16 protein-coding genes are annotated in these 20466 nt (G+C 65.8%); 3 read left to right on the forward strand and 13 right to left on the reverse strand.

Annotation, left to right across the window (positions count from 1 at the left end; translation table 11 throughout):
• Positions 1–31: 31 nt before the first annotated feature.
• From KF791_16950 to ppsA, 8 genes are all read right to left on the reverse strand, one after another.
• Positions 32–805 carry a hypothetical protein gene (locus KF791_16950; protein MBX3734266.1) on the reverse strand — a complete coding sequence of 258 codons (774 nt, stop codon included), beginning with the start codon at positions 803–805 and terminating at the stop codon, positions 32–34.
• Positions 806–847: 42 nt separating this feature from the next.
• Positions 848–1093, reverse strand: a complete 246-nt coding sequence (locus KF791_16955) for a hypothetical protein (GenBank protein MBX3734267.1) — start codon at positions 1091–1093, stop codon at positions 848–850.
• Between the two features lie 36 nt (positions 1094–1129).
• Complete coding sequence (locus tag KF791_16960; protein ID MBX3734268.1) at positions 1130–1561, reverse strand: hypothetical protein; 432 nt, start codon at positions 1559–1561, stop codon at positions 1130–1132.
• Between the two features lie 74 nt (positions 1562–1635).
• Positions 1636–1806 (reverse strand): hypothetical protein, encoded by a 171-nt coding sequence (locus KF791_16965; GenBank protein MBX3734269.1) that lies wholly within the window; start codon positions 1804–1806, stop codon positions 1636–1638.
• Positions 1803–2489 (reverse strand): sigma-70 family RNA polymerase sigma factor, encoded by a 687-nt coding sequence (locus tag KF791_16970; protein ID MBX3734270.1) that lies wholly within the window; start codon positions 2487–2489, stop codon positions 1803–1805. The genes KF791_16965 and KF791_16970 overlap by 4 nt, the downstream gene beginning before the upstream one ends.
• Positions 2490–3042: 553 nt before the next feature.
• Positions 3043–4305, reverse strand: a complete 1263-nt coding sequence (locus tag KF791_16975; GenBank protein ID MBX3734271.1) for a hypothetical protein — start codon at positions 4303–4305, stop codon at positions 3043–3045.
• Between the two features lie 868 nt (positions 4306–5173).
• Positions 5174–7951, reverse strand: a complete 2778-nt coding sequence (locus KF791_16980) for a phosphoenolpyruvate carboxylase (GenBank protein ID MBX3734272.1) — start codon at positions 7949–7951, stop codon at positions 5174–5176.
• Between the two features lie 205 nt (positions 7952–8156).
• A complete protein-coding gene (gene ppsA, locus KF791_16985) occupies positions 8157–10637 on the reverse strand; it encodes a phosphoenolpyruvate synthase (GenBank protein MBX3734273.1) in 2481 nt (826 codons plus the stop codon).
• A gap of 935 nt (positions 10638–11572) precedes the next feature.
• Here ppsA and KF791_16990 point away from each other — a divergent pair.
• Positions 11573–13162 (forward strand): efflux RND transporter periplasmic adaptor subunit, encoded by a 1590-nt coding sequence (locus tag KF791_16990; GenBank protein MBX3734274.1) that lies wholly within the window; start codon positions 11573–11575, stop codon positions 13160–13162.
• Between the two features lie 8 nt (positions 13163–13170).
• Entirely contained in the window at positions 13171–16281 is a 3111-nt protein-coding gene (locus KF791_16995; protein ID MBX3734275.1) for an efflux RND transporter permease subunit, read from the forward strand.
• Positions 16282–16302: 21 nt separating this feature from the next.
• Here the strand turns inward: KF791_16995 and KF791_17000 are convergent, their stop codons facing one another.
• The 5 genes from KF791_17000 to KF791_17020 all read right to left on the reverse strand — a co-directional run bounded on the left by KF791_17000 (position 16303) and on the right by KF791_17020 (position 19603).
• Positions 16303–16914: a DNA-3-methyladenine glycosylase 2 family protein gene (locus tag KF791_17000; protein MBX3734276.1), complete on the reverse strand. Its 612-nt coding sequence runs from the start codon at positions 16912–16914 to the stop codon at positions 16303–16305.
• 9 nt (positions 16915–16923) lie between these two features.
• Positions 16924–17460: a GNAT family N-acetyltransferase gene (locus KF791_17005; protein ID MBX3734277.1), complete on the reverse strand. Its 537-nt coding sequence runs from the start codon at positions 17458–17460 to the stop codon at positions 16924–16926.
• 4 nt (positions 17461–17464) lie between these two features.
• Positions 17465–17818 carry a glutaredoxin gene (locus tag KF791_17010; GenBank protein ID MBX3734278.1) on the reverse strand — a complete coding sequence of 118 codons (354 nt, stop codon included), beginning with the start codon at positions 17816–17818 and terminating at the stop codon, positions 17465–17467.
• A 47-nt stretch (positions 17819–17865) separates the two neighbouring features.
• Entirely contained in the window at positions 17866–18327 is a 462-nt protein-coding gene (gene aroQ, locus KF791_17015; protein ID MBX3734279.1) for a type II 3-dehydroquinate dehydratase, read from the reverse strand.
• Between the two features lie 400 nt (positions 18328–18727).
• A complete protein-coding gene (locus KF791_17020) occupies positions 18728–19603 on the reverse strand; it encodes a GTP-binding protein (protein MBX3734280.1) in 876 nt (291 codons plus the stop codon).
• 178 nt (positions 19604–19781) lie between these two features.
• Here KF791_17020 and phoU point away from each other — a divergent pair, with 178 nt between their 5' ends.
• Entirely contained in the window at positions 19782–20456 is a 675-nt protein-coding gene (phoU, locus tag KF791_17025; protein ID MBX3734281.1) for a phosphate signaling complex protein PhoU, read from the forward strand.
• Positions 20457–20466: the final 10 nt, after the last annotated feature.

Genomic DNA, 20466 nt, shown 5'->3' on the forward strand with positions numbered 1-20466 from the left:
CTCTGGATCCCCACATTCCTGTACGACGGCTTCACGGATAACGCAGTCTGAAAAAGCGCACATCCCCGTCTTCGGAGAAATACACTGGTCCTCCAGTTGAGTGGTCCAGCACCTGCCAAGGACCACCGCTCCACAAGCTTGTTGTCGATTCGAGAACCAAATCTCCCCATCGTGCATCCCATACCAATTCGATCTGACCATCAATTTCGCTGGCAGTTATTGATGGTAGCGGTGGCGATTGACCCGCCTTAATACTCTCTTGAGGTATCGGATGAAAATTGAATGAATCCAGCTTGAAGGCTGTGTGGTCATCGGCAACTTCTCGTACGAAGCATAGCCAGCCATAGTGGAACCCGTCGGCCAAGCCGAATCGAAATCCCACCAGGACCTCACTCTCTGCTACAAATGTAGAATTCGGCAAAGATTGATAGGACCATTCGCCCAAGAAAACAGCCGAATAGATCAAGAACGGAAGGGAATAGGTAAGACTCGGAGGAAACGGAGGGGTTTCGTGCACATTAGTGACTGCTAGGGATGCCGGGCCAATCAAATCACCATTGTCGAAGGAAATGCGGTCGCGGTTGCGCCGAAGAACTCGAGAAGTGTGCACGGGAATCAGTCCCATTCCGACTCTCCACGTTTCAGGAGTTTCTGAATGAAGTGAAGCCTCCACTTGGAAGGTTGCTTCCGCAACCCCATTGTTATCCAGATCAAGACGCGCCAGCACCGCGCTGTTAGTGATCGGTTGAGAATAAATTGAATTGCCACACAGAAGAAGGCAAGCGCATGCGATAATTCTATTCATGAATTTAATTGAATTTTGATCACTTACCAAGTATTGCCTGGATCAAGCAGTAATGCGTTCGTCTTCCCCGATCACTTCCTTCGACACCTGGCTCACCACCTTCTGGAACTGCGAGACCGCCGCCATGCCGTTCCTTGCCATGGATTCCACTCGCTCCCATTCATCGGCGATCCTCAAGGCTGCCACCTTGTCGGTGAGCTTGGTGGATTTGCGGATCTGGCGCCCCGATCGGGTACGATAGCAGGCAAACCAGTACTGGGAGGTAGGGCGTTTGAAGAGGCTGGCCATGGCAATCCTTTCGACACCCACAGTCACAGCACATAGTCACGAGACTGGGAAGAGGAAACGCTGTTTTTGATGGGATATTTGCATAAAATCTGACATAAAATGGGGTGAACCCGGCGTGTCGCTGGACTCGTCAATCGCGGTGCCCTGCCCCGCGTCGTCGGCCAGCTCCATCACGTAGTAGAAATGGTCCGTTCCCCTGCCGACATGGAGGATGTTGAGCTGGCTCTCGTGGCTCCGGGAAACCGGCTCGAACCGCTGGATCCCCGCAAACTCCCGCTCGAAGGGCCGGTCGTCGCCGAATGCCGCCTGGTGCAGCACCTTCACCGCCCGATACGGGCCCAGGGTGTTCCGCGCCAGCCAGACCTCCCCATACGCCCCCCGCCCGATGCACCGGATCATGACGTGATCGGGCACCGCCACCGGTGCCCGCACCGCCGGGTCGCCCCCGTCCGCCAGGGACGAGGACACCCGGTCCGCCCATGGAACCCTCCGCCTGGGCCGTTCGGGATCGGGAGGCATCGTCGGATCGGGGTCGGGGACGTTCACACGCTGCTCCCGCCCCGCAGGGGCTGGGGGACGTGGAGCAGACGCCGGATGTTCCGGCGGATCCGACGTCGGACCGCGTGGGGATTGCGTCCCCCGGTGACCGGATACCGGCGCGGCACCACCGGGACGAGCCAGTTGTGCAGACGATGGAACAGGCGGCGGATCATGTCGGAACGGGGGACTCCTCCGCCCGGGATTCCAACCGGGCCACCTCGGCCCGAAGGAGGCGTCCCACCCGGTGCCGGGCTAGGTACACCTGGGCGGCGTTGACCTTGAGGAGGCGGCCCACCTCCCCCAATGGCATCCCGCGGAGCACGGAAAGGTCGTAGATCTGGAACTGCTTGGGCGAGACGTCCCGACGGACCCGGTCCAGGGCGGCGTCGAGCAGGTTCCGTCGCCATTCCTCCTCCCACACCCGGTCCAGATCGCCCCCCGCCGGGTCTGGCACCCGGGCGAGGAGGTCGGTCCGGTCGGGATCGTCGTCCGACCCGGATGGGGCCCGGAGCGCGGGATCGGTCCGGCGCCGGAAATGGTCAATGATCCGGCGGCGGGCGATGAGGCACAGCCAGTTCTTGAACGAGCCTTTCGCCCGGTCGTATCCGCCGGCCTTCATCCGCCGTGCCACCGCCACCACCGTGTCCTGCACCACGTCGCGGGCCTCGGCATCGGACAGCCCGGCCCGGACGGCCACCGAGTAGATCAGCTTCCAGTAGGTGTCGAAGAACTCCTGCCATCCCCCGTCGTCGCCCCAGTCCCCGAGGCGCCGGACCAGGCTGGAGCGTGTCGCCGCCGGATCCACGGCGACGGCATTGGCATCGGCGTTGGCCACAGGGTCACGCGGGGGCCTCATGTTGAGAGATTCGTCCGAGGCGCCCGGATCTTTCAACCGAATCCATCCGGGCGGCCCCCGGGGCGCCTTGCCGGGCCTGAGGGAAGAGCACCGCCGTCTGGCCGGAAGCCGGGACCATGGCTGCGTCACCGTCTTCCCCGCACCGTCCAGTGAAGGATCGCCAAACGGGCAGCCCTGCGCCGCTGCCCGCGAATCGGTTCACGGACCAGGTGGGCGACCGCGCGGTCGCGCAGCGATCCGCGGAGTCTGTACTGCCTACATTTCCCAATTCGCCGAGAGTGGAGCGTGTTGAAGTGACCGGTTGAGAGACGATGCACCCCGACGAGCTACCAGTCGCCCAGGCCCGTCAACCGCTTCGGTGCGTGCGACTCTCGAGGGAACAGGGTCCCAGATGGGTTGCCGGCCTCGTCGCGCCCAAATTGTCATTTGTACAGATCAGACCCCATTGCCTCCCTAGCCCTGGCCGAGACCAATCAAACAGGGCACCCTTCAGGGCTTGGCAATCGCGAGTGGATTCCGGGCCTTCATTGGTTTCGAGGTGGCAGTCTGGGATTCACGGATTGCCAGGCTTGGGTTCACGGTCGAGTGATACGGTCAACAATGCGGCTGCCAAGTCCGCATGATCCGTGCGCAGTCTATTCCATTCGGCGAAGGTTCGAGGCACCTTGGAATAGTGGCGCCGGAGCAACGTCAGCTGCAGTCCGTCCGCCGAGATCCAAGCCTGGCCGAAGAAACAGGCCTCGGCGCTGTCCAGCCGCCGTGTTACCGCCCCGGTGACGCTGTCGAGAAAGAGCACCTCGGGGCCGACCGCTCTTACGAAGGGCGACCCAGGTTTGTCCTCGGCCAGCTTTTCCGCGAGCACCACAACTTCCCGGCCATCGGGCGTGAAAAACGCGTCGATGATGGCCCGGCGAGGACTCGTCTGAAGTTGACCCCACGGCGTTTGGTGCAGGAGCGTCCGCCATTTGCCGTCAGGTTCCACGAGGACCACGTCCCATTGGCTTCCATTCAACACGGCGACCAGTTGCTTGTTGCGAGAGGAGTAGTTGAGCACCGAAACAGGACTTTGTTCCAGTGGCATTCCCGTCACATCAAGGCTCGCGTAACCCAGGCATTGCCCGCTGGCGACATCCCAACGTTCCACCTCCAAGTGTTCTTGCCCCAGCGCTACTTCCGACCCATCCGGTGAAAGCGCTGACGTGGAAGTTCGAATCGGCCGCGAAGGCTTGCCGAATCGGGCTAGTGGCCGATGCGGCGTCAGCTTGGGCACGCTGGTTCCGCTTGTGGTAAGTGTGCCGACGGGTTTCCCCTCCGGCAGGCTTACCACGTATTCAGCTTTGCCGCACACCAGCACGTGCCGGCTGTCGGCGCTAAACTTGATGTGCGTGACACTGTCGCGGGCGTCGCCGACTAGGAGCTCGTTGGTAGCACCCGATACGGGGACAAGTCGGAGCGGTCCGCCGCTCAGAATAGCCAGCCATTGACCGTCGGGCGAAAACGCCAGCGATTGCCGGAAGAACGAAGTTATCGGTAGCGTCTGGACAGCGATTCTCCGTTGCGGCAGACGGGCCGCCGTGCCCCAGATCTCCACGTAGCCGTTGGTATGCATGAGGGCGAGACTGCCGGCATCCGGGCTGAGCGCGAAACAGGTGGCTTTCACCTCGACCGGCAACTGCCAGGTGGAGGCCACGGACAGTGCTTGCGTATTGGTTCCGGTGCCGCCCGTGCCGGTGAGCGAGGTGAGGATCCCTAGAATGGCGGGCAACCAGAACCAGGATCGGGGAAGACGTTCAGTCAGATTCGGTGTCGCATTCATCGCAGGTGATTTGATTCAGAGGGTGACTTCGGTGTACTCCGCCCCACACGCGGTGCTGTAGGACGCCCGGACGCTGCGGCGGGCGGGAAACCAAAGTAGGGTGTCCGTCGTGCGCCGGTTTGCGCGCAGGGCGAGGAACCGTCGGCGACCCTGGTTGGCCCGTGGTCCGCCATGATGGTGGCGGGTCGTTCCGGGCCGGCGGACTGTCGCGTCTCCACCAACTCCTCCTACCGGCGCGCGCGCGTCTCGTGCCCGTGCGGCACCGGTCTGCCGCAAGAGGGCTGCGGATCGTGGTCCAAGAACACCACCTGCATTGGCAACAGCACGGCGCAAGTTTTCGCGCATTAACCGGTAGGAGTTTGGTCGTTCACGCTTCACCGGGAGAAGGAGATTCGATTCCGCTGTTCCGAGCCTTGTTAAAAGCGAAACTCGCGATTCGGGCGGTGTCAACTGCCAACTACTGATGGATGGAATGAGCCGTGCATCCTGAAGAGAGAGAGGATGCCAAGGGATGCCAAGGGACAGGGCAACTATCAGCAAGCCCGGTGGAGTCTTCTGATGTATTGCCACAGAAATCGGTTCAGATACGTCACCTCCTGCTCTACCCAATTCAATTTCGGGCGAGCTGGATTGTGTTGCTTCGGCAAGCGAGGGTGAGCGCCGTGGGGTGCGAGGGTAGGCTGCTGGGCAGCCTATGAAACGAGAACGATTCTGCGGAACGGATTTGGGTATTCAGCCCGTTTCAGCATCCGCGAGTTCCGAATCCGACCCGAAATTGAAATTGACACGAATCCGGTCCCACAATGTAACGCTAGCAATTTTGGAGACGGGAAAGCAGGTTAATTTCTCCCGGCGATAAACAAGCCCCTCAGCCGGTCGTGCGCAATCCCGAGGCCAGCGCGTTGATCGAGACCAGCAGGTCCGGAATCAGTGCATCCGCGCCGGCCTGATCCCGGGCGGCCAGGTGCTCCCGCCATGATCGGAGGAGGTCAATCTGCTGACGGTGCAGGACGTGCAGCGGCGGCTCGCGCAGCTCCAAGGTGAAGGCCAGCCGGGGCCGGCGCTCCTTGAAGGGGCGCTGAAAAACCGCGTCAAGCATCGCCCGGGTGCATGCGAACTCGGCCAGGATGATTCCCAGGAAACGCTCCCGAACTTCCGTGTCCGCCACCAGACCGGCGTAGGCGTTGACCCAGTCGAGGTTCACACTGACCAGCGAACTCTCGATGTTCGTCAGCACGTAACGCAGAAACGGATTCCGCCGGAACCGGCCGGACAGCGCTTCCCAAAGGTCGCCGTCCGTCCGGCGCAGGCGGTCGAGCGCACTTCCCGCTCCAAACCACCCGGGCAGGTAGAACCGGGACTGGGTCCAGGAAAACACCCAGGGAATGGCCCGAAGATCCTCCAGTGCGGCCTGACCGGTGCGCCGGGCCGGGCGTGACCCAATGCGTGCGTTTTCCAGCGCGTCAATCGGGGTCGCCAACCGGAAAAAGGTCATGAAGCCCTCCTGCTGAAGCAAACCCCGATAGGCCTCGCGACTCCATTCCGCCAGCCGGTCCATCACCGGCGCCAGGGATTCACTGGGTGCGGGACCCCGCCGGTGCCGTGCGGTGGTGGACGCCGCCGAGGCAATCAGCAGCTCGACATTGTACACTGCCGAATTCATGTGGGCGTACTTTTGCGCAATCGTCTCTCCCTGCTCGGTCATGCGCAAATGGCCGCTGAGGGCACCATGGGGCATGGCCTCCATGAACCAATGCGTCGGCCCCGCTCCACGCCCCACGGTGCCGCCGCGACCGTGGAAAAAAACCGGACGCAGTCCGTGGCGCTCCGCCAGTGCCGCCAGCCGGTCCTGCGCACGATGAATGGCCCACTGGCTGGCCAGGATTCCGCAGTCCTTGTTGGAATCGGAATAGCCCACCATCATTTGAAACGAGGGCGGATCGGCCGCCCCGACAAGTCCCCGGCGGGTCACCGGGTGACTCAGGAAGGCCTCACTGATCGCAGGGCCCGCCTCAAGGTCGGCAATGGTCTCGAACAGGGGCGTCACGGGCATCGGACAGATCAGTCCCTTCTCCGTCCACGTCGCAAGACCGGCCTCGCGTGCCAGGAGATACACGGTCAGCAAATCCTCCACGTGGCGCGTCATGGAGACGATGAGCGCGCCCAGTCCCGCGCCGCCATGGCGTGCACGGTACTCCGCAAGCACGCGGTGGCAGGCGATCACGGCGTCGGCCTCCGCTCCGGCACTCATCCCCGGGGCCAGGAAGGGGCGCGGTGATTGCAGCTCCCGCTCCAGCAATTCCCGGCGCCGCTCCAGCGGCCAGGCGGCAAAATCGGCGCCGTCTGGCATACCGGCCGCCGCCAACAACTGCGCCAGGGCCTTCTCATGAAAGGCGGAGTTCTGGCGGACATCGAGACTGGCGGAATGGAATCCAAACGCACGGATCTGGCGCCGCAAGGGCACGATCCACTGTGGAACCAGCGCATGACCTCCGACGTCCTCCAGCGAGGCCGCCAGCATTTCGAGGTCGGCAAGAAGCGCTTCCGGCTGCTGATACGCCGCTGCGGCATCCGGATGTTCCATGGCCAGGAGCACCTTCGCGCGCATCAGGAACGCCACCTCCCGCCAGGGCTCCTCCTTGTTGCGCTCGCGAATGAAGTCCACGGCGACCCCGGGAGCGCCGTCCAGTTCGCCGGCGAGACGATCGCGCTGCGCGATCAGCGCCTCAGGCACCTTCTGGAAGAGAACGCTCAATGGGAGATGGTGCCCCAGCGCCTCAAGGCCGCGCCGCTGCACGCGCAGTGCATTGTGGCGCAGCGCGAGGAGCGCCTCGCGGGTGACCTCCGCGGTCACGAACGGGTGGCCATCGCGGTCCCCGCCGATCCAGGTGCCGAACCGCATGAGCGGCGGCAGGGCGTCCAGACGGGCGGCGTCGAGACCCTCCGCCTCCCAAGCCTCCCGCAAATGAACATGGGCCCGGGCCAATGCCTCCGGAAAAACCTCCCGAAGGTAGTGCAACGCATTTTGGAGCTCCGCCTCGATGCTGGGCCGCGTGACATGGATCTCGCCGGTTCGCCACAGGCTTTCGAGTTCGACGGTGATCAACCGGCGAAGGCGCTCCTGCTCCCGCGGTGTGTACGCCGCATTCTCGCGGCGGTTCATCAGGCGGTAGAGCTCACCGTGGCGCTCACGCACGGTCTCGCGCTTCGCCTCCGTCGGATGCGCCGTGAGCACCGGCTCCACGCGCACCGAGGCGAGCACTCCGAGCAATCCGGACTCACCCAGCTCCCGCCGCATCTGCCGCAAATTGTCCGCCCAAAGTCCCTTCTCCGCCGCCGGGCCCAGCTCCTTCTCCCGCAACCGCCGCACCTGCGCGGCGGCGCGCTCCTCCACGATGTTCAGCAATTGAAAGGCGATCGAGTACGCCTGCCCCAGCGCGCGCCCGTTCACTCCGTGTGCCCTGCCGGCTGGCGGCCCCTCCCCGCCGCACCACGGGAGCCGGGCGGCCAGTGCCGCCTCACCGATTCGCTCCAGCGTTGCCGCGAACGCCTCCATGAGATAGCGCAGGTCGGCGTGCAGCAGATCAAAACCCAGATGCCGCAGTGCGTCGGGGGGATTGGAGGACGGGGAATCCGATGGGGACATGCGAACGTTCGGCGGCGCCGTGCCCGACGCCGGCCCTGCGGGTTGCAGCAACCCGAACGCGTTGGGGAGCTATCAAACGATCGGACCCGGGTCAACGACGGTTTCCCGGCCGGACCGGACAATGGCGCCGATCCGAGGGGCGCCCGGGGATTCGCTCTGGCGGCGTGGGGGGTGCGCAGGCCTGGCGTTCCCGGGACGCGCGGCCTCAGGCCCGGCCAGCCATGCCGAGCCGCCGTTCCTCGTCGAGAATCACCTGCGTGGTCTTCAGCACCGTGTCGGGATTCAACGAGATGCTGTCAATGCCCTGCGCCACCAGAAACCTGGCAAACTCCGGGTAATCACTCGGCGCCTGGCCGCAGATGCCGATCTTGCGCCCCTTCCGGCGACAGGCGGCGATCACCTGCGCAATCATCCGCTGCACGGCCGCGTTTCGCTCGTCAAAGAGGGGCGCCACGATCTCGCTGTCCCGGTCCACGCCCAGGATCAACTGGGTCAGGTCATTGGATCCGATGCTGAACCCGTCAAAGAGTTCCGCGAACTCCTCCGCAAGGATCACATTGCTGGGGATCTCGCACATCACGTACACCTCCAGCCCGTTCTCGCCACGCCGCAGGCCGTGCGTTGCCATCGCCGCGAGCACCCGCCGCCCCTCCTCCACGGTGCGGCAGAACGGAATCATGAGCTTGAGGTTGCTCAACCCCATCACCTCCCGGACCTGTCGCACCGCCCGACACTCCAGCGCGAATCCCGCCTGGTAGCGCGGATGGTCGTACCGGCTCGCGCCGCGGAAGCCGAGCATGGGATTCTCCTCCGTGGGCTCGTACGGCATGCCGCCGATCAGGTTGGCATACTCGTTGGTCTTGAAATCGCTGAGGCGCAGGATGACGTCCCTCGGGTAAAACGCCGCGGCAATCATTGCGACGCCTTGCGCGAGCCGGTCCACGAAATAGGCCGGCTTGTCCGTGTACCCCGCCGTCAGCGCGTCCACCTGCTCTTTTATGGGACCCGCTTCCAGGGATGCATAATTCACCAGGGCCAGCGGGTGGATGCGGATGCTGTTGGAAATGATGAATTCCTCACGGGCGAGCCCGACCCCGTCGCTGGGCAGTTGCGACAGCCCGAAGGACTCCTCGGGATTCCCGACGTTCATCATGACGCGGGTCCGCGGGCGCGCGGCGGCCGCTGGCTCCCGCCGTTCGATTTCATACGCCAGCGGCCCATCGTACACGAATCCGGTGTCTCCCTCCGCACAACTCACGGTGACCGGCTGTCCATTCTGCAGCACCTCGGTTGCGGTGCCGGTGCCCACGATCGCCGGCACCCCGAGTTCGCGACTGACGATGGCCGCATGGCACGTGCGTCCGCCCCGGTTGGTGACGATGGCCGCCGCCTTCTTCATCACCGGCTCCCAATCCGGGTCGGTACGGTCCGAGACCAGAATCTCCCCTTCGCGGAACTCTCCGAGCTGCTGGACCCCCCGAAGGATCCGCACCGGTCCGGTGGCGATCCGCTCGCCAATACTCCGTCCGCTCACCAGCACCCGCCCGCGTTCCTTGAGACGGAAGCTTTCGATGGCCCCGGCCGGCCGCTGTGACTGGACGGTCTCCGGACGCGCCTGCAGGATGAACAACTCGCCGGTCCGGCCGTCCTTCGCCCACTCGATGTCCATGGGCGAGGGCCGGCCGCGACGTGCCGCGTAGTGGTCCTCGATTTCGCACCCCCATCGGGCCAGCTGCAGAATTTCGTCATCGTCGAGCGCAAACCGGATCCGGTCGCCCGGCGGCACCGGCACATTCCTGACCATGCGCCCGCCCCCAATGTCGTAGATCAGCTTGAACTCCTTGGATCCGGCCAGCTTCTTGAGGATCGGACGGAACCCGGTCCGAAGGGTGGTCTTGAAGACGTGATATTCGTCGGGGTTGACCGCCCCCTGCACCACGTTCTCGCCGAGGCCGTATGCGGCATTGATGAGCACCGCGTCGCGAAACCCGGTTTCGGGGTCGAGGGTGAACATCACGCCCGAAGCGGCCAGGTCGGACCGCACCATGCGCTGGACACCGATCGAGAGCGCCACCTTGGAGTGCTCGAATCCCTTGTCCACCCGGTAGCTAATGGCGCGGTCGGTAAAGAGCGACGCGAAGCAACGGCGGCAGGTGTCCAGCAGGGCGCGATGGCCCTGCACGTTGAGGTAGGATTCCTGCTGTCCGGCAAAGCTGGCGTCCGGGAGGTCCTCCGCCGTCGCGCTGCTCCGCACCGCGACGTCCGCCGGAAGACCGTCGGGCGATTCGAACCGCTGGTAGGCGTTGAGAATTGCCGACTCGAGGGCCGGCGGCATCGGAGCCGTGAGGATGGCGTGGCGGATGGCCGCGCCCCGGCGCCGAAGGTCGGGGATGTCCGCCGTATCCAATTCCGCGAGCTGTTGGTGCACGATGCGGTCGAGATCACCCGATCGAAGAAAGTCACGATACGCCGCAGCGGTCACGGCAAACCCATCCGGAACCCTCACCCCGCGCGGCACCAGTTCCCTGTACATTTCGCCCAGCGACGCATTCTTTCCGCCCACGATGGGCACATCCTGAATGGAGATCTCCGAGAACCACAGGATGTAGCCGCCAGGTGCCGTGGTGGGAGCCGGTTCCGAGGTCGGTTGAGGACCCCCAGGAGGGGTGGGATTCGCGACAGACATGGCAGGAGGGAATTCGGCCCGAGCGTCGCTGAACGAGCATCCGGGAGCCAGCCGTGCCTTGGCAGAATCCCAACCTCTTTTGCCACAGTCGCCACCGGTCCGGAGGCAACACTCCTGCAATTTTTGCCGGCTGGGGCGGCAGATCCACAAGTGCCGCAAGTGCAGTGCCATCCCCGGGTTCGAGGGATCCCGCCCGCCGCAAGGAACGTGCTCGTGCGTCCGCTGGTCCGGCGGTGGCGCCAGCTCCCCTGATTCCGAGGCGTCCGTTCTTCAACCGGCTCTGCCTCTCCCCACCCGGCTTGGCCCTCAAGCCGCTCCACCCCGATGAACACTCTGGCCGCTTCTTACCACGCCTTGCGCCCGCGTGAGTTCGCGTCCATAAAAAGACTGGTGCCGGTGCTGAGGTCCATGGTTGTCCTGCTGCTCGCAGCCCTCTGGCTGCCGGCCTCGTCGCACGTCCTCCTGGAACACGCCGGAGTGGTGCACGCGCATCACGCTCCCTGCCACTCCAGCATGGGGGGCAGTTCCGAGACCCCTGGATCCCCCCACGAGCACGACCCCCACGATGCGGCCGATGGCCAATGCCTCAGGGCCGTGCCCGACTCGGGAGCCTCCAAGGCCCCAACCGCATCCCTCGCCTGGAGCCTCGCGGACGCCATGGGTCTCAAGATGCCGGTTTCGGCATCCGATTCGTGCGGACACCGCCCTCCCCCTCCCGGCACCGCCCCGCCTCATCTGCACCCCTCGTGGACCTTTCTCCACAGAGTGGTGATGCCCGCCCGCCCTCCGAATTGCGTTTGAGGATCTGCGGCTCGTCGTCCTTCGGCGGGAGCATTCGCAGTCCACACCCCCCTTGAAACGACGCCCGATGTCGTCCCGGGCGCTCCTTCCCTGCGTGTGTGCCGTTGGACGACCACTCCCTCGCTTGGTTGACCATGAATTTCTTGCTGCCGCCCCGAAACTCGCGCCCGCGGATCCGGCGTCCCACTCGCAGCTTGTGTGGCCTGGCGCTATGTGTGTTGTTCGCCGGATGCCATCGCCATCCTGCTTCGGGGCCGCCTCCGCCGCCGGGGGCACTCCAACAGACCGCTCACTCGGAGGACCTGGAGTTCTATCTGGAACATCCACCGCTGGTCGCCGGACAGGCGGCCCAGCTGGTCGGACATCTCTCCAAACTGCCGTCCGGCATCCCTTGGGAGGGCTCGAACGTCCGGTACCAGTTCCGCTTGGGCGACACCCTGGTGGAGTCTCCGGATCTCAGCCCCGTGCAGCCTGGAGTCTATTCGCACGCGTTGGTGTTCCCGAAAGCCGGCGACTGGCGGGGCCTGTTGCTGGCCGGCTCGCGCGACCAGAAAAGCACCCTCAGTTTTGGGCCTGTTCGGGTGCATGCCGATGCCGAGAACGCTGAAGCCGCCCCGCAACCGCCCCCCCTTGAAGGCATCCTGGTGTCCAAGGAACGCCAGTGGCAGCTGGGAATTCGCACGGCTCCGGTGGTCCCGCAACGCCTGGTGTCACGTGTGCGCGCGGCGGGCACCGTGACCGCCCCGCCCGGGGCCACCGCCCACGTGTCCGCCCCGTTTCCCGGAACCTTCCTGTCGCCTTCGAACGACATTCCACCCACGCTTGGGGAATCCGTCACCGCCGGCCAGATCCTCGGCCGGCTTCGTCCGGCGTTCTCGGAGGCCACGGCAAAACTCGGGGAAATCGAAGGCCAGATCGCGGATGCGAAGCTTTCGGTGGCCCAGGCCCGGCGCAACCTGGATCGCGTACGGCGACTGGTGGAGCTGGGTATCGAGTCGCGTCAGGATCTGGAACTGGCCCAACTCGGTTACGAGGCCGCCGTCGCACGCCTGGAAGCCACGCTCGCGACACGGACCAGCTATCGGTCCGGTGCCGATCCGGCCGGCGAAATTCCCCTCCAGGAGCTTCGTGCCCCCATCAGCGGCCGCGTCGTCGCGGGTCCGTCGGCAGCTCCCGGTCAGTACGTCCCTGCCGACCAGGTGTTGTTCACGCTGCTCGAATCCGGACGCATCCGGATCGAAGCCCGGATTCCGGAGTCCGCGGTTCAACGGCTCGGTGCGGATCCGGATGCGCTGCTGGAATCGCCCGGACGCCGGGGTGAGTTTCTCTCCGTGGCGACGGCGGGCGGCCGGCTGGTGTTCGCCAGTCCGCTGGTGGACGCCTCCACCCACACCGTGACCTTTGTCTACGAGCTGCCGAATCCCGACGGGCGCTTCCGGATCGGGGAGCACCTCAACGCGCTGCTCGCATCCCAGGACGCCGCCCTGCGCCTGGCGATTCCGGATGCCGCCATCGTCGAAGATGGGGGCCAGCCGGTCGCCTTTGTGCAGGTCGCCGGCGAGACCTTTGAGCGGCGCGAGCTGGTGCTGGGGCTCCGCGACGGCAATCAGGTTGAGGTCCTTTCGGGACTTCGGTCCGGTGAACGGGTGGTGGTCGCCGGTGCCAACCTCGTGCGCCTCTCGGGGGCCAGCACGGAGGTCCCGGCCGAGGGACATGTCCACTGACCATCCCCATGGACTCCCTGATTCATTGGGCGCTGCGCCACCGGACCGCCGTGCTCTTCCTGGCGCTGGTCCTGCTCGTCGTCGGCGGCAATTCGGCACTGCGGATGCCCGTGGACGTCTTCCCGGACCTCACCGCCCCTACCGTCACCGTCCTCACCGAAGCCGGCGGGATGGCTGCGGATGAGGCTGAGGTCCAGGTCACCATCCCGTTGGAGACCTCAATCAATGGCGCGCCGGGCGTCCGACGGGTCCGGTCGGCTTCGACCACCGGATTGTCCATCCTCTGGGCCGAGTTTGCCTGGGGGACGGATCTCCGGGCGGCCCGGCAGGTGGTAAGCGAGCGGGTGGCCCTGGCGTCGGCGGATCTTCCCGCGGAGGTGGACCGTCCGATCATCGCCCCCACGTCCTCCATCATGGGCGAGATCCTGTTCCTCGCCCTGACATCCGACACCGTGCCGCCCCGCGAATTGCGGACGTATGCCGAAACGGTGATTCGTCGCCGCCTGCTTTCGGTTCCGGGAGTGTCGCAAGTCATCGCGATCGGGGGCGCCCAGAAGCAGCATCAGGTGGCGCTGTCGCCGGACCGGCTCGTGGCGCGTGGGGTTTCCCTGGCCGAGGTGGCCGACGCCCTCGCCAGCGCCAACCTCAACGCGCCGGCGGGGGTCATCCCCCAGCGGAACATCGAGTGGCTGGTCACCGGCGTCGGACGCATGCGTACGTCCAACGACATCGCTGCCACAGTGGTCCGGTCCCTGGACGGCGTGCCCCTGACGGTTGGGGATCTTGGCGGGGTGCGCATCGGCAACGCCCCGCGCCGGGGAGATGCGGCGCTCAATGGCCGCGAGGCGGTGGTCCTGGGCCTCCAGAAGCAACCGGGCGCCAATACACTGGAGCTCACCCGCCGCCTGGACTTGGTGCTGGATGATCTCGCGACCCGGTTGCCGGAGGGAGTCACCCTGCACCGCCACGTTTTTCGGCAGGCGGATTTCATCCAGGTGGCGGTGGACAACGTCCGCAAGGCGTTGTCCGAGGGCATCTTCTTCGTGGTCCTCGTCATCCTCGCATTTCTGGGAAGCCTTCGGGCGACGGTGATCAGCGTGGTCGCGATTCCCCTGTCGCTGGCGGCCGCCGTCGTGGCGCTCGACCTGTCGGGCGCGACGATCAACACGATGACCCTCGGCGGCATGGCCATCGCCATCGGGGCGCTGGTGGACGACGCGGTGATTGACGTGGAGAACGTGTTCCGGCGGCTGCGGGAGAATACCGCCCTGCCGGAATCCGCGCGCCGCGCCGTGCTGCGGGTGGTGCTGGACGCCAGCATCGAGATCCGCAGTTCGATCGTCTTCGCCACCGCGATCATTGCACTCGTGTTCGTTCCCGTGTTCTTCCTTGAAGGCATCGAGGGGCGGCTGCTGCGTCCGCTGGGCACCGCCTATCTGACCGCCCTTGGCGCCTCGCTGCTGGTCGCCGTCACCGTGACACCGGCCCTGTGTCTCCTGCTGCTCCCACGAAGCCGCGCGGTGGAGACCGCCCATGAACCCCGGGTCGTTCGCACCATGAAACGGGCCTACGGCCGGGTGCTGACACCGGTCCTCAATCACCCGTGGGCGGTTCCGATCCCGACGATGGCGCTTCTGGTGGTGGCGCTGGCGGTCCTGCCGCAGTTCGGGCGCGGCTTCCTGCCCGACTTCAATGAAGGCACGCTCACCATCAGCGCCGTCACCATCCCGGGAACGAGCCTCGACGAATCAGGCCGCATCGCACAGCTTGCGGAGCGGGTCCTGCTGGAACATCCCGAGGTGGCATCGGTGACGCGGCGCACCGGACGTGCCGAACGCGATGAACATGCGCAGGGCGTCGAATCCTCGGAATTGGACGTCTCGCTGCGCCCGGGGGGCCGCTCAAAACAGGCGTTTCTGGAAGACCTCCGGGAGTCGTTGTCCGCGGTTCCTGGAATGAGTTTTTCGATCGGTCAGCCGATCTCGCACCGGATGGACCACATGCTCTCCGGAACGCGCGCTGCCATTGCCATCAAGCTCTTCGGCCCCGGACTGCGTCCGCTCCGTGACCTCGCCGCCCGTGTCGAAACTGCGGTCCATGACGTTCCTGGCGTGGTGGACCTTTCGGTCGAACCCCAGGCCGACATCCCCAATCTGCGGGCGCGATTTGACCGCGCGGCCCTTGCCCGTCACGGGCTCACAATCCGCGAGGTTGCGCGGACCCTCGAAGCGGCAGTCCGGGGAATCACCGTCACCCGAATCCTGGAGGATCAGCGCGCAGTGGACCTCACCCTGCGTCTGGAGACCGATGGCATGCCCATGGCCGTGGACGAACTGGGCGACCTCCTGGTCCGGACCCCCAGCGGCGCCTATGTCCCGCTGTCCACCCTCGCCGACCTCGTACGGGACACCGGGCCCAACGTAATCGGTCGCGAGCAACTCGAGCGCAAGCTGGTGGTGTCCTGCAACGTCGCCGGCCGCGATGTCACCGGAGTTGTCGAGGATCTGCGCCGGAGGGTGGAGCCGCTGCTGGCATCCCTGCCCGGGTACCGGGTGGAATTCGGCGGGCAGTTTGAGAGTGCCGCGTCGGCACAACGGAGGCTCCTGGTGGTGGGGGGCGCCGTCGTCGGGGCAGTGGTGCTCCTGCTGGCCACGGTGCTGGGAGGCGCCCGGGACGCCGCGATCGTGATGCTGAATCTGCCGCTGTGCCTGATCGGTGCCGTCGCCGGAGTCGCCCTGACCGGCGGCGTGCTGAACGTCGCCTCGATGATTGGCTTCATCACGGTCTTCGGGATCAGCACCCGCAACGGAATCATGCTCCTGACCCACATCCATCACCTCCAGCGGCGCGAAGGCGTGGGGAATTTCCGGGAGGCGGTCACGCAGGGGGCGCTGGAGCGGCTGGCTCCAATCACCATGACGGCGCTGGCGGCGGCCCTCGCCCTCATCCCCCTCGCCCTCGGCGCGGGCCGGCCCGGCAGCGAGATTCAGAGCCCGATGGCCACGGTGATCCTGTGCGGACTCCTCACCTCGCTGCCGCTGGACCTTCTCATCCTGCCCGCGCTGTACCTGCGATTCGGGCGCCCCCGGTCCGCGGAGGCTCTCCGTCCATTCCCATAGGCGGGAACTGTGGAAGTCCGGTCAACGCGACAGGTCCGCGGCGCGCCACAGGTACCAACTGGCGGTCGTCCGGTGCGGACGCCACCGCTCCGCGTGCGCCGCCAACGCATCCGGTGCCGGCATCTCCGGCCGGCCGTAGGCGATCCGAAATCCGTTGCGCACTCCGAAATCGTCCACGGGGAGGACATCCGGCCGTGCCAGCCCGAACATGAGGAACATCTCGACGGTCCAGCGTCCGACGCCGCGGCATTCCGTGAGACAGGCGATGATCCGTTCATCGTCCCAACGGGCCAGCACCCGACGCGAGGGGAGGCGTCCATTCATCGCCCGCGCGCTCAAATCGCGGATGGCGGCCAGCTTGGCCCTCGAAAATCCGGCGGCGCGAATCGGCGCATCGGCCACCGCGGCCACCGCATCGGGCCTGGGAAAGCCCCGTCCGTCGAACAGGGCGCGGAAACGGCGCAGGATCGTGCCTGCTGCGACGCCATTGAGCTGCTGGTGGGCCACCGCCGACACGAGGGCCTCGTACGGGGTCCGCCGGTCGGGCTTGAGCGGACACGGACCCACCTTCCGGATGAGCCGGCGCATCACAGGATCCACACGGGCGAGGTGACGATGCGCCTCTGGAGTCATGCGGGTCCGTCAGGATTTCGTCGGTTCACCCGGGTCAGGCAAACGGGCCAGGGCATCGCCCGCAAGCCGCATCACGGTCCATTCGTCGAGCGGCACCGCCCCCAGGGATCGGTAGAACTCAATGCTGGGGGTGTTCCACTTCAGCACCGCCCAGTCGAAGCGCCCGCATCCGCGCTGCCGCGCCAGCCGGCCCACGTGGAGGAGGAGCGCCTTTCCAAACCCACGACCCCGGAATTCCGGGAGCACGAAAAGGTCCTCCATGTAGATCCCCGGCCTGGCCAGGAATGTGGAGTAATTCGTGAAAAAAAGGGCCATGCCCACCGGCGTCCCATCCCATTCCCCCAACACCACCTCGGCGGCAGGAGACTCGCCAAACACGGTGGCGCGGAGCCCTTCCTCGGTGGCGACGCACTCCTGCGAGAGCCGCTCGTAGGCAGCCAGAGCATGAATGAACCGGTGGATGACCGGGGTGTCGCCCACCGTTGCGGAACGGATCCGGAACCCCCCGGGGAGCCGCTGCTGCCGCTGGGACTCCTCGGCGGCCATGCCGTCAACGACGAAACCCGACGTCTGCAGGAGCGCCCGGGACCTCGTGGGCGCAGGGCTGGTTGATCGGGACCGGGGGCACCGTGCTGTTGGGCGAGACGAGACCCTGCTGGAGCAGCCATCGCTCCACCTCCTCGCCGCTGACATCGGCAAGGATCTGACCGTTGACCTCCAGGGAGGGCTGCAGCATCTGGCCGGTCTTTTCGACCATCTCCTGGTAGAAATCCGGGTTGTTGATGATGTCGCGGTCCTCGAAGGGCAGGTTGTATTTGTTCAGCACGGCGCGAACCCCCTGGCTCCAGCCGCAGGAAGGTTTCATCCAGGCAACGATGCGTGGTTTGGTCACAGGAGATGTCATGTCGGGCGGAGCTTGGCATCACCACTCCGGGAGGCAAGCACGCCGGGTCACGACGAACCGGGGGAACCGGACGCCCCGGAGCGGGCCACGGAGACGGCGGCGTCCAGTCCAAGCCGGTACGAATCGGCCCCGAAGCCGCAAATCTGACCGTGACACACCGGCGCGATGAGCGAGCGGTGCCGGAACGACTCCCGGGCGTGGATGTTGGACAGGTGGACTTCAATCACGGGGATTCCGGAGGCGGCGATGGCGTCCCGAAGGGCGACGCTCGTGTGCGTGTAGGCCGCCGCGTTGAGCACCACGGCCGCAGCGGTCTCCCGGGCCTTCTGGATCCAGTCCACCAGGTCCCCCTCGTGGTTGCTCTGGTGGAATTCGAGTTCCACGGCCAGTTCCCGGGCGCGGACCCTCATCCCCGCCTCAATCTCCGGCAGGGTTATCCGGCCGTAGATTTCCGGCTGGCGGGTTCCGAGCAGGTTGAGGTTCGGACCGTTGATCACATAAATGGTCACGGCCCGAGACCCTGCCCCGGCTTTGAATCGGTGTCGAGCTGCCGCCCGGACCGGAGGACTCTCGCCGCCCTTCAACGAAGTAGACCCACAAAGGCATGAAAGGCCTCAGGTCCCGATGGGGGTCCCGCCCCGCGGGATATGCGCAGGTGGGGTGAGGCTCCCCATGAACCGTACGTGTCGCCGCGAGCCGGGCCTTTGGCAACCCCACACGCGGACGGCTCCGCGGAGCGTTGCCCCACCGGGTTGGGGAACTGATGTGCGGTCTGAAGGACTGCGGGTCTACCCTGGTGGGGCGAGGCCGTTACCCGCTGGGGCGAGGCTCCTGCCGAACCGTCCGCGCATCCGCGAGTCCGGCTCGTGGGGACTCCCATGTACACGGACCGCGTCGGCCTCAGGCGGGTCACTCCGCGACGGGGTCGGCCGGAGCGATCCGGCGGACCGGACGCCCCTGGGGAGGCGGCGACTGGCGCAGGAAACTGTCGAGCAGCAGCTGCACCCCGAAGTTGTTCACCCCGGATCCGAAAAACACCGGGGTCAGCCGGCCGGCAAGGACCTGCTCCGGATCCAACGCCGCCCCCGCCATCTCGATCATCTCGATCTGTTCCCGGACTTGCGCATACACCTCCGGCTCCAGCACCCCGGCGACCCGGGGATCGTCCAACCCCGTCACCTGCACCGCCGCCCGATGGCGTCCGCCGGCCGTCCGCTCATACAGATGCACCTCACGCGCCACCCGGTCGTACACCCCGCGAAATTCCGCCCCGCTTCCCAGCGGCCAGTTCATCGCAACCGAACGAATACCGAGCACGGACTCGAGCTCGTCCATCAGGCCGATCGGGTCACGGGCCGGGCGGTCCAGCTTGTTCATGAATGTGAAGATCGGCACGCCGCGCCGGGCGCACACCTCGAACAGCTTCCGCGTCTGCGCCTCCACCCCCTTGCCTGCATCAATGACCATGATCACCGCGTCCACGGCGGTCAGCACCCGGTAGGTGTCTTCGGAGAAATCCTTGTGGCCCGGGGTGTCGAGCAGGTTGACGCAATAGCCGGCGTACTCGAACTGGAGGACCGTGGAGCTGATGGAAATGCCCCGCTTCTTTTCGAGTTCCATCCAGTCCGAGGTCGTGGCCCTCTGGTTGCGCCGGGCGGTCACGGAGCCGGCCAGCTGCACCGCCCCGCCATACAGCAGCAGTTTCTCTGTCAGCGTCGTCTTCCCGGCATCGGGGTGCGAAATGATCGCAAACGTCCGCCGGCGCCGGATCTCTTCGGGCAACATCACGTCGGCGGCAAGCCTAGCGGGGTGATCCCGCGGCACCAAGCACGGCCGCGTCGCCCCGGCCCGGAACCCGCGTGCCGGCCGCCGTTCCCATCCTTCATGTCGGGGATTTCCAAAGGCTCCCAAAGCCCCGACGTTGGTCCGGGCTCCGGCGCGATCCTGCGCCCGGACCCGCACTCTGATGACCCATTTTGAGGTGGAACTTCAAAGCCTTCGGGAGCGCCTGCTCGCCATGGCCAGCCGCGCCGAAGCCTCGGTGGCCCGCGCGATGGACGCCCTGATCGCGCGGGACGACGATGCCGCCCGAAGGGTCCGCGAGGAGGACGATGCGATTGACCAGCTGGAAAAGGCGATTGACGAAGAGGCGATCCGACTGCTGTCCAAGGCGCCGCTGGCAACCCAGCTGCGGCTCATCGTCACGACGACCAAGATTGCCCGCGACCTGGAGCGGGTGGGGGACGAGGCCACCACCATTGCCCGGCGCTCCATTGAACTGAGCCAGGAACCGCAATTGAAGCCGTACGTGGACCTTCCCCGCATGGCCCAGCTCACCCGAGGCATGCTCAACGACGCCCTGCAGGCCTTCGTGGCCCGCGATCCCGCCCTGGCCCGCGGGGTCATTCCCAGGGATCGCGAAGTGGATGCGCTCAACAAGCAGCTCTACCGGGAGCTGGCGGGCTGCATGATCACCGACCCGGGCACCACCAACCGCAGCCTCAACCTCATGGCCATCAGCAAAGCCCTCGAACGGATCGCCGATCACGCGAAAAACATCGCCGAGGATGTCGTGTACCTCTACGAGGCGAAGGACATCCGTCATGCCGGCTCGCAGTCCGGAGCGCCACCGCCCTGATGGGCACCCT

It is taken from the genome of Verrucomicrobiia bacterium (assembly GCA_019634635.1).
Classification (GTDB): domain Bacteria; phylum Verrucomicrobiota; class Verrucomicrobiia; order Limisphaerales; family UBA9464; genus UBA9464.

Excerpts from the sequence above, each read along its gene's own strand:
- KF791_16990 (MBX3734274.1), top strand. The coding sequence starts at position 11,573 with ATGAATTTCTTGCTGCCGCCCCGAAACTCGCGCCCGCGGATCCGGCGT.
- ppsA (MBX3734273.1), bottom strand. The coding sequence starts at position 10,637 with ATGTCTGTCGCGAATCCCACCCCTCCTGGGGGTCCTCAACCGACCTCG.
- KF791_16975 (MBX3734271.1), bottom strand. The coding sequence starts at position 4,305 with ATGAATGCGACACCGAATCTGACTGAACGTCTTCCCCGATCCTGGTTC.
- KF791_17020 (MBX3734280.1), bottom strand. The coding sequence starts at position 19,603 with ATGTTGCCCGAAGAGATCCGGCGCCGGCGGACGTTTGCGATCATTTCG.
- KF791_16950 (MBX3734266.1), bottom strand. The coding sequence starts at position 805 with ATGAATAGAATTATCGCATGCGCTTGCCTTCTTCTGTGTGGCAATTCA.
- KF791_17010 (MBX3734278.1), bottom strand. The coding sequence starts at position 17,818 with ATGACATCTCCTGTGACCAAACCACGCATCGTTGCCTGGATGAAACCT.
- KF791_17000 (MBX3734276.1), bottom strand. The coding sequence starts at position 16,914 with ATGACTCCAGAGGCGCATCGTCACCTCGCCCGTGTGGATCCTGTGATG.
- KF791_16995 (MBX3734275.1), top strand. The coding sequence starts at position 13,171 with ATGGACTCCCTGATTCATTGGGCGCTGCGCCACCGGACCGCCGTGCTC.
- KF791_16965 (MBX3734269.1), bottom strand. The coding sequence starts at position 1,806 with ATGATCCGCCGCCTGTTCCATCGTCTGCACAACTGGCTCGTCCCGGTG.
- KF791_16970 (MBX3734270.1), bottom strand. The coding sequence starts at position 2,489 with ATGAGGCCCCCGCGTGACCCTGTGGCCAACGCCGATGCCAATGCCGTC.
- KF791_16980 (MBX3734272.1), bottom strand. The coding sequence starts at position 7,951 with ATGTCCCCATCGGATTCCCCGTCCTCCAATCCCCCCGACGCACTGCGG.
- KF791_16955 (MBX3734267.1), bottom strand. The coding sequence starts at position 1,093 with ATGGCCAGCCTCTTCAAACGCCCTACCTCCCAGTACTGGTTTGCCTGC.
- KF791_17005 (MBX3734277.1), bottom strand. The coding sequence starts at position 17,460 with ATGGCCGCCGAGGAGTCCCAGCGGCAGCAGCGGCTCCCCGGGGGGTTC.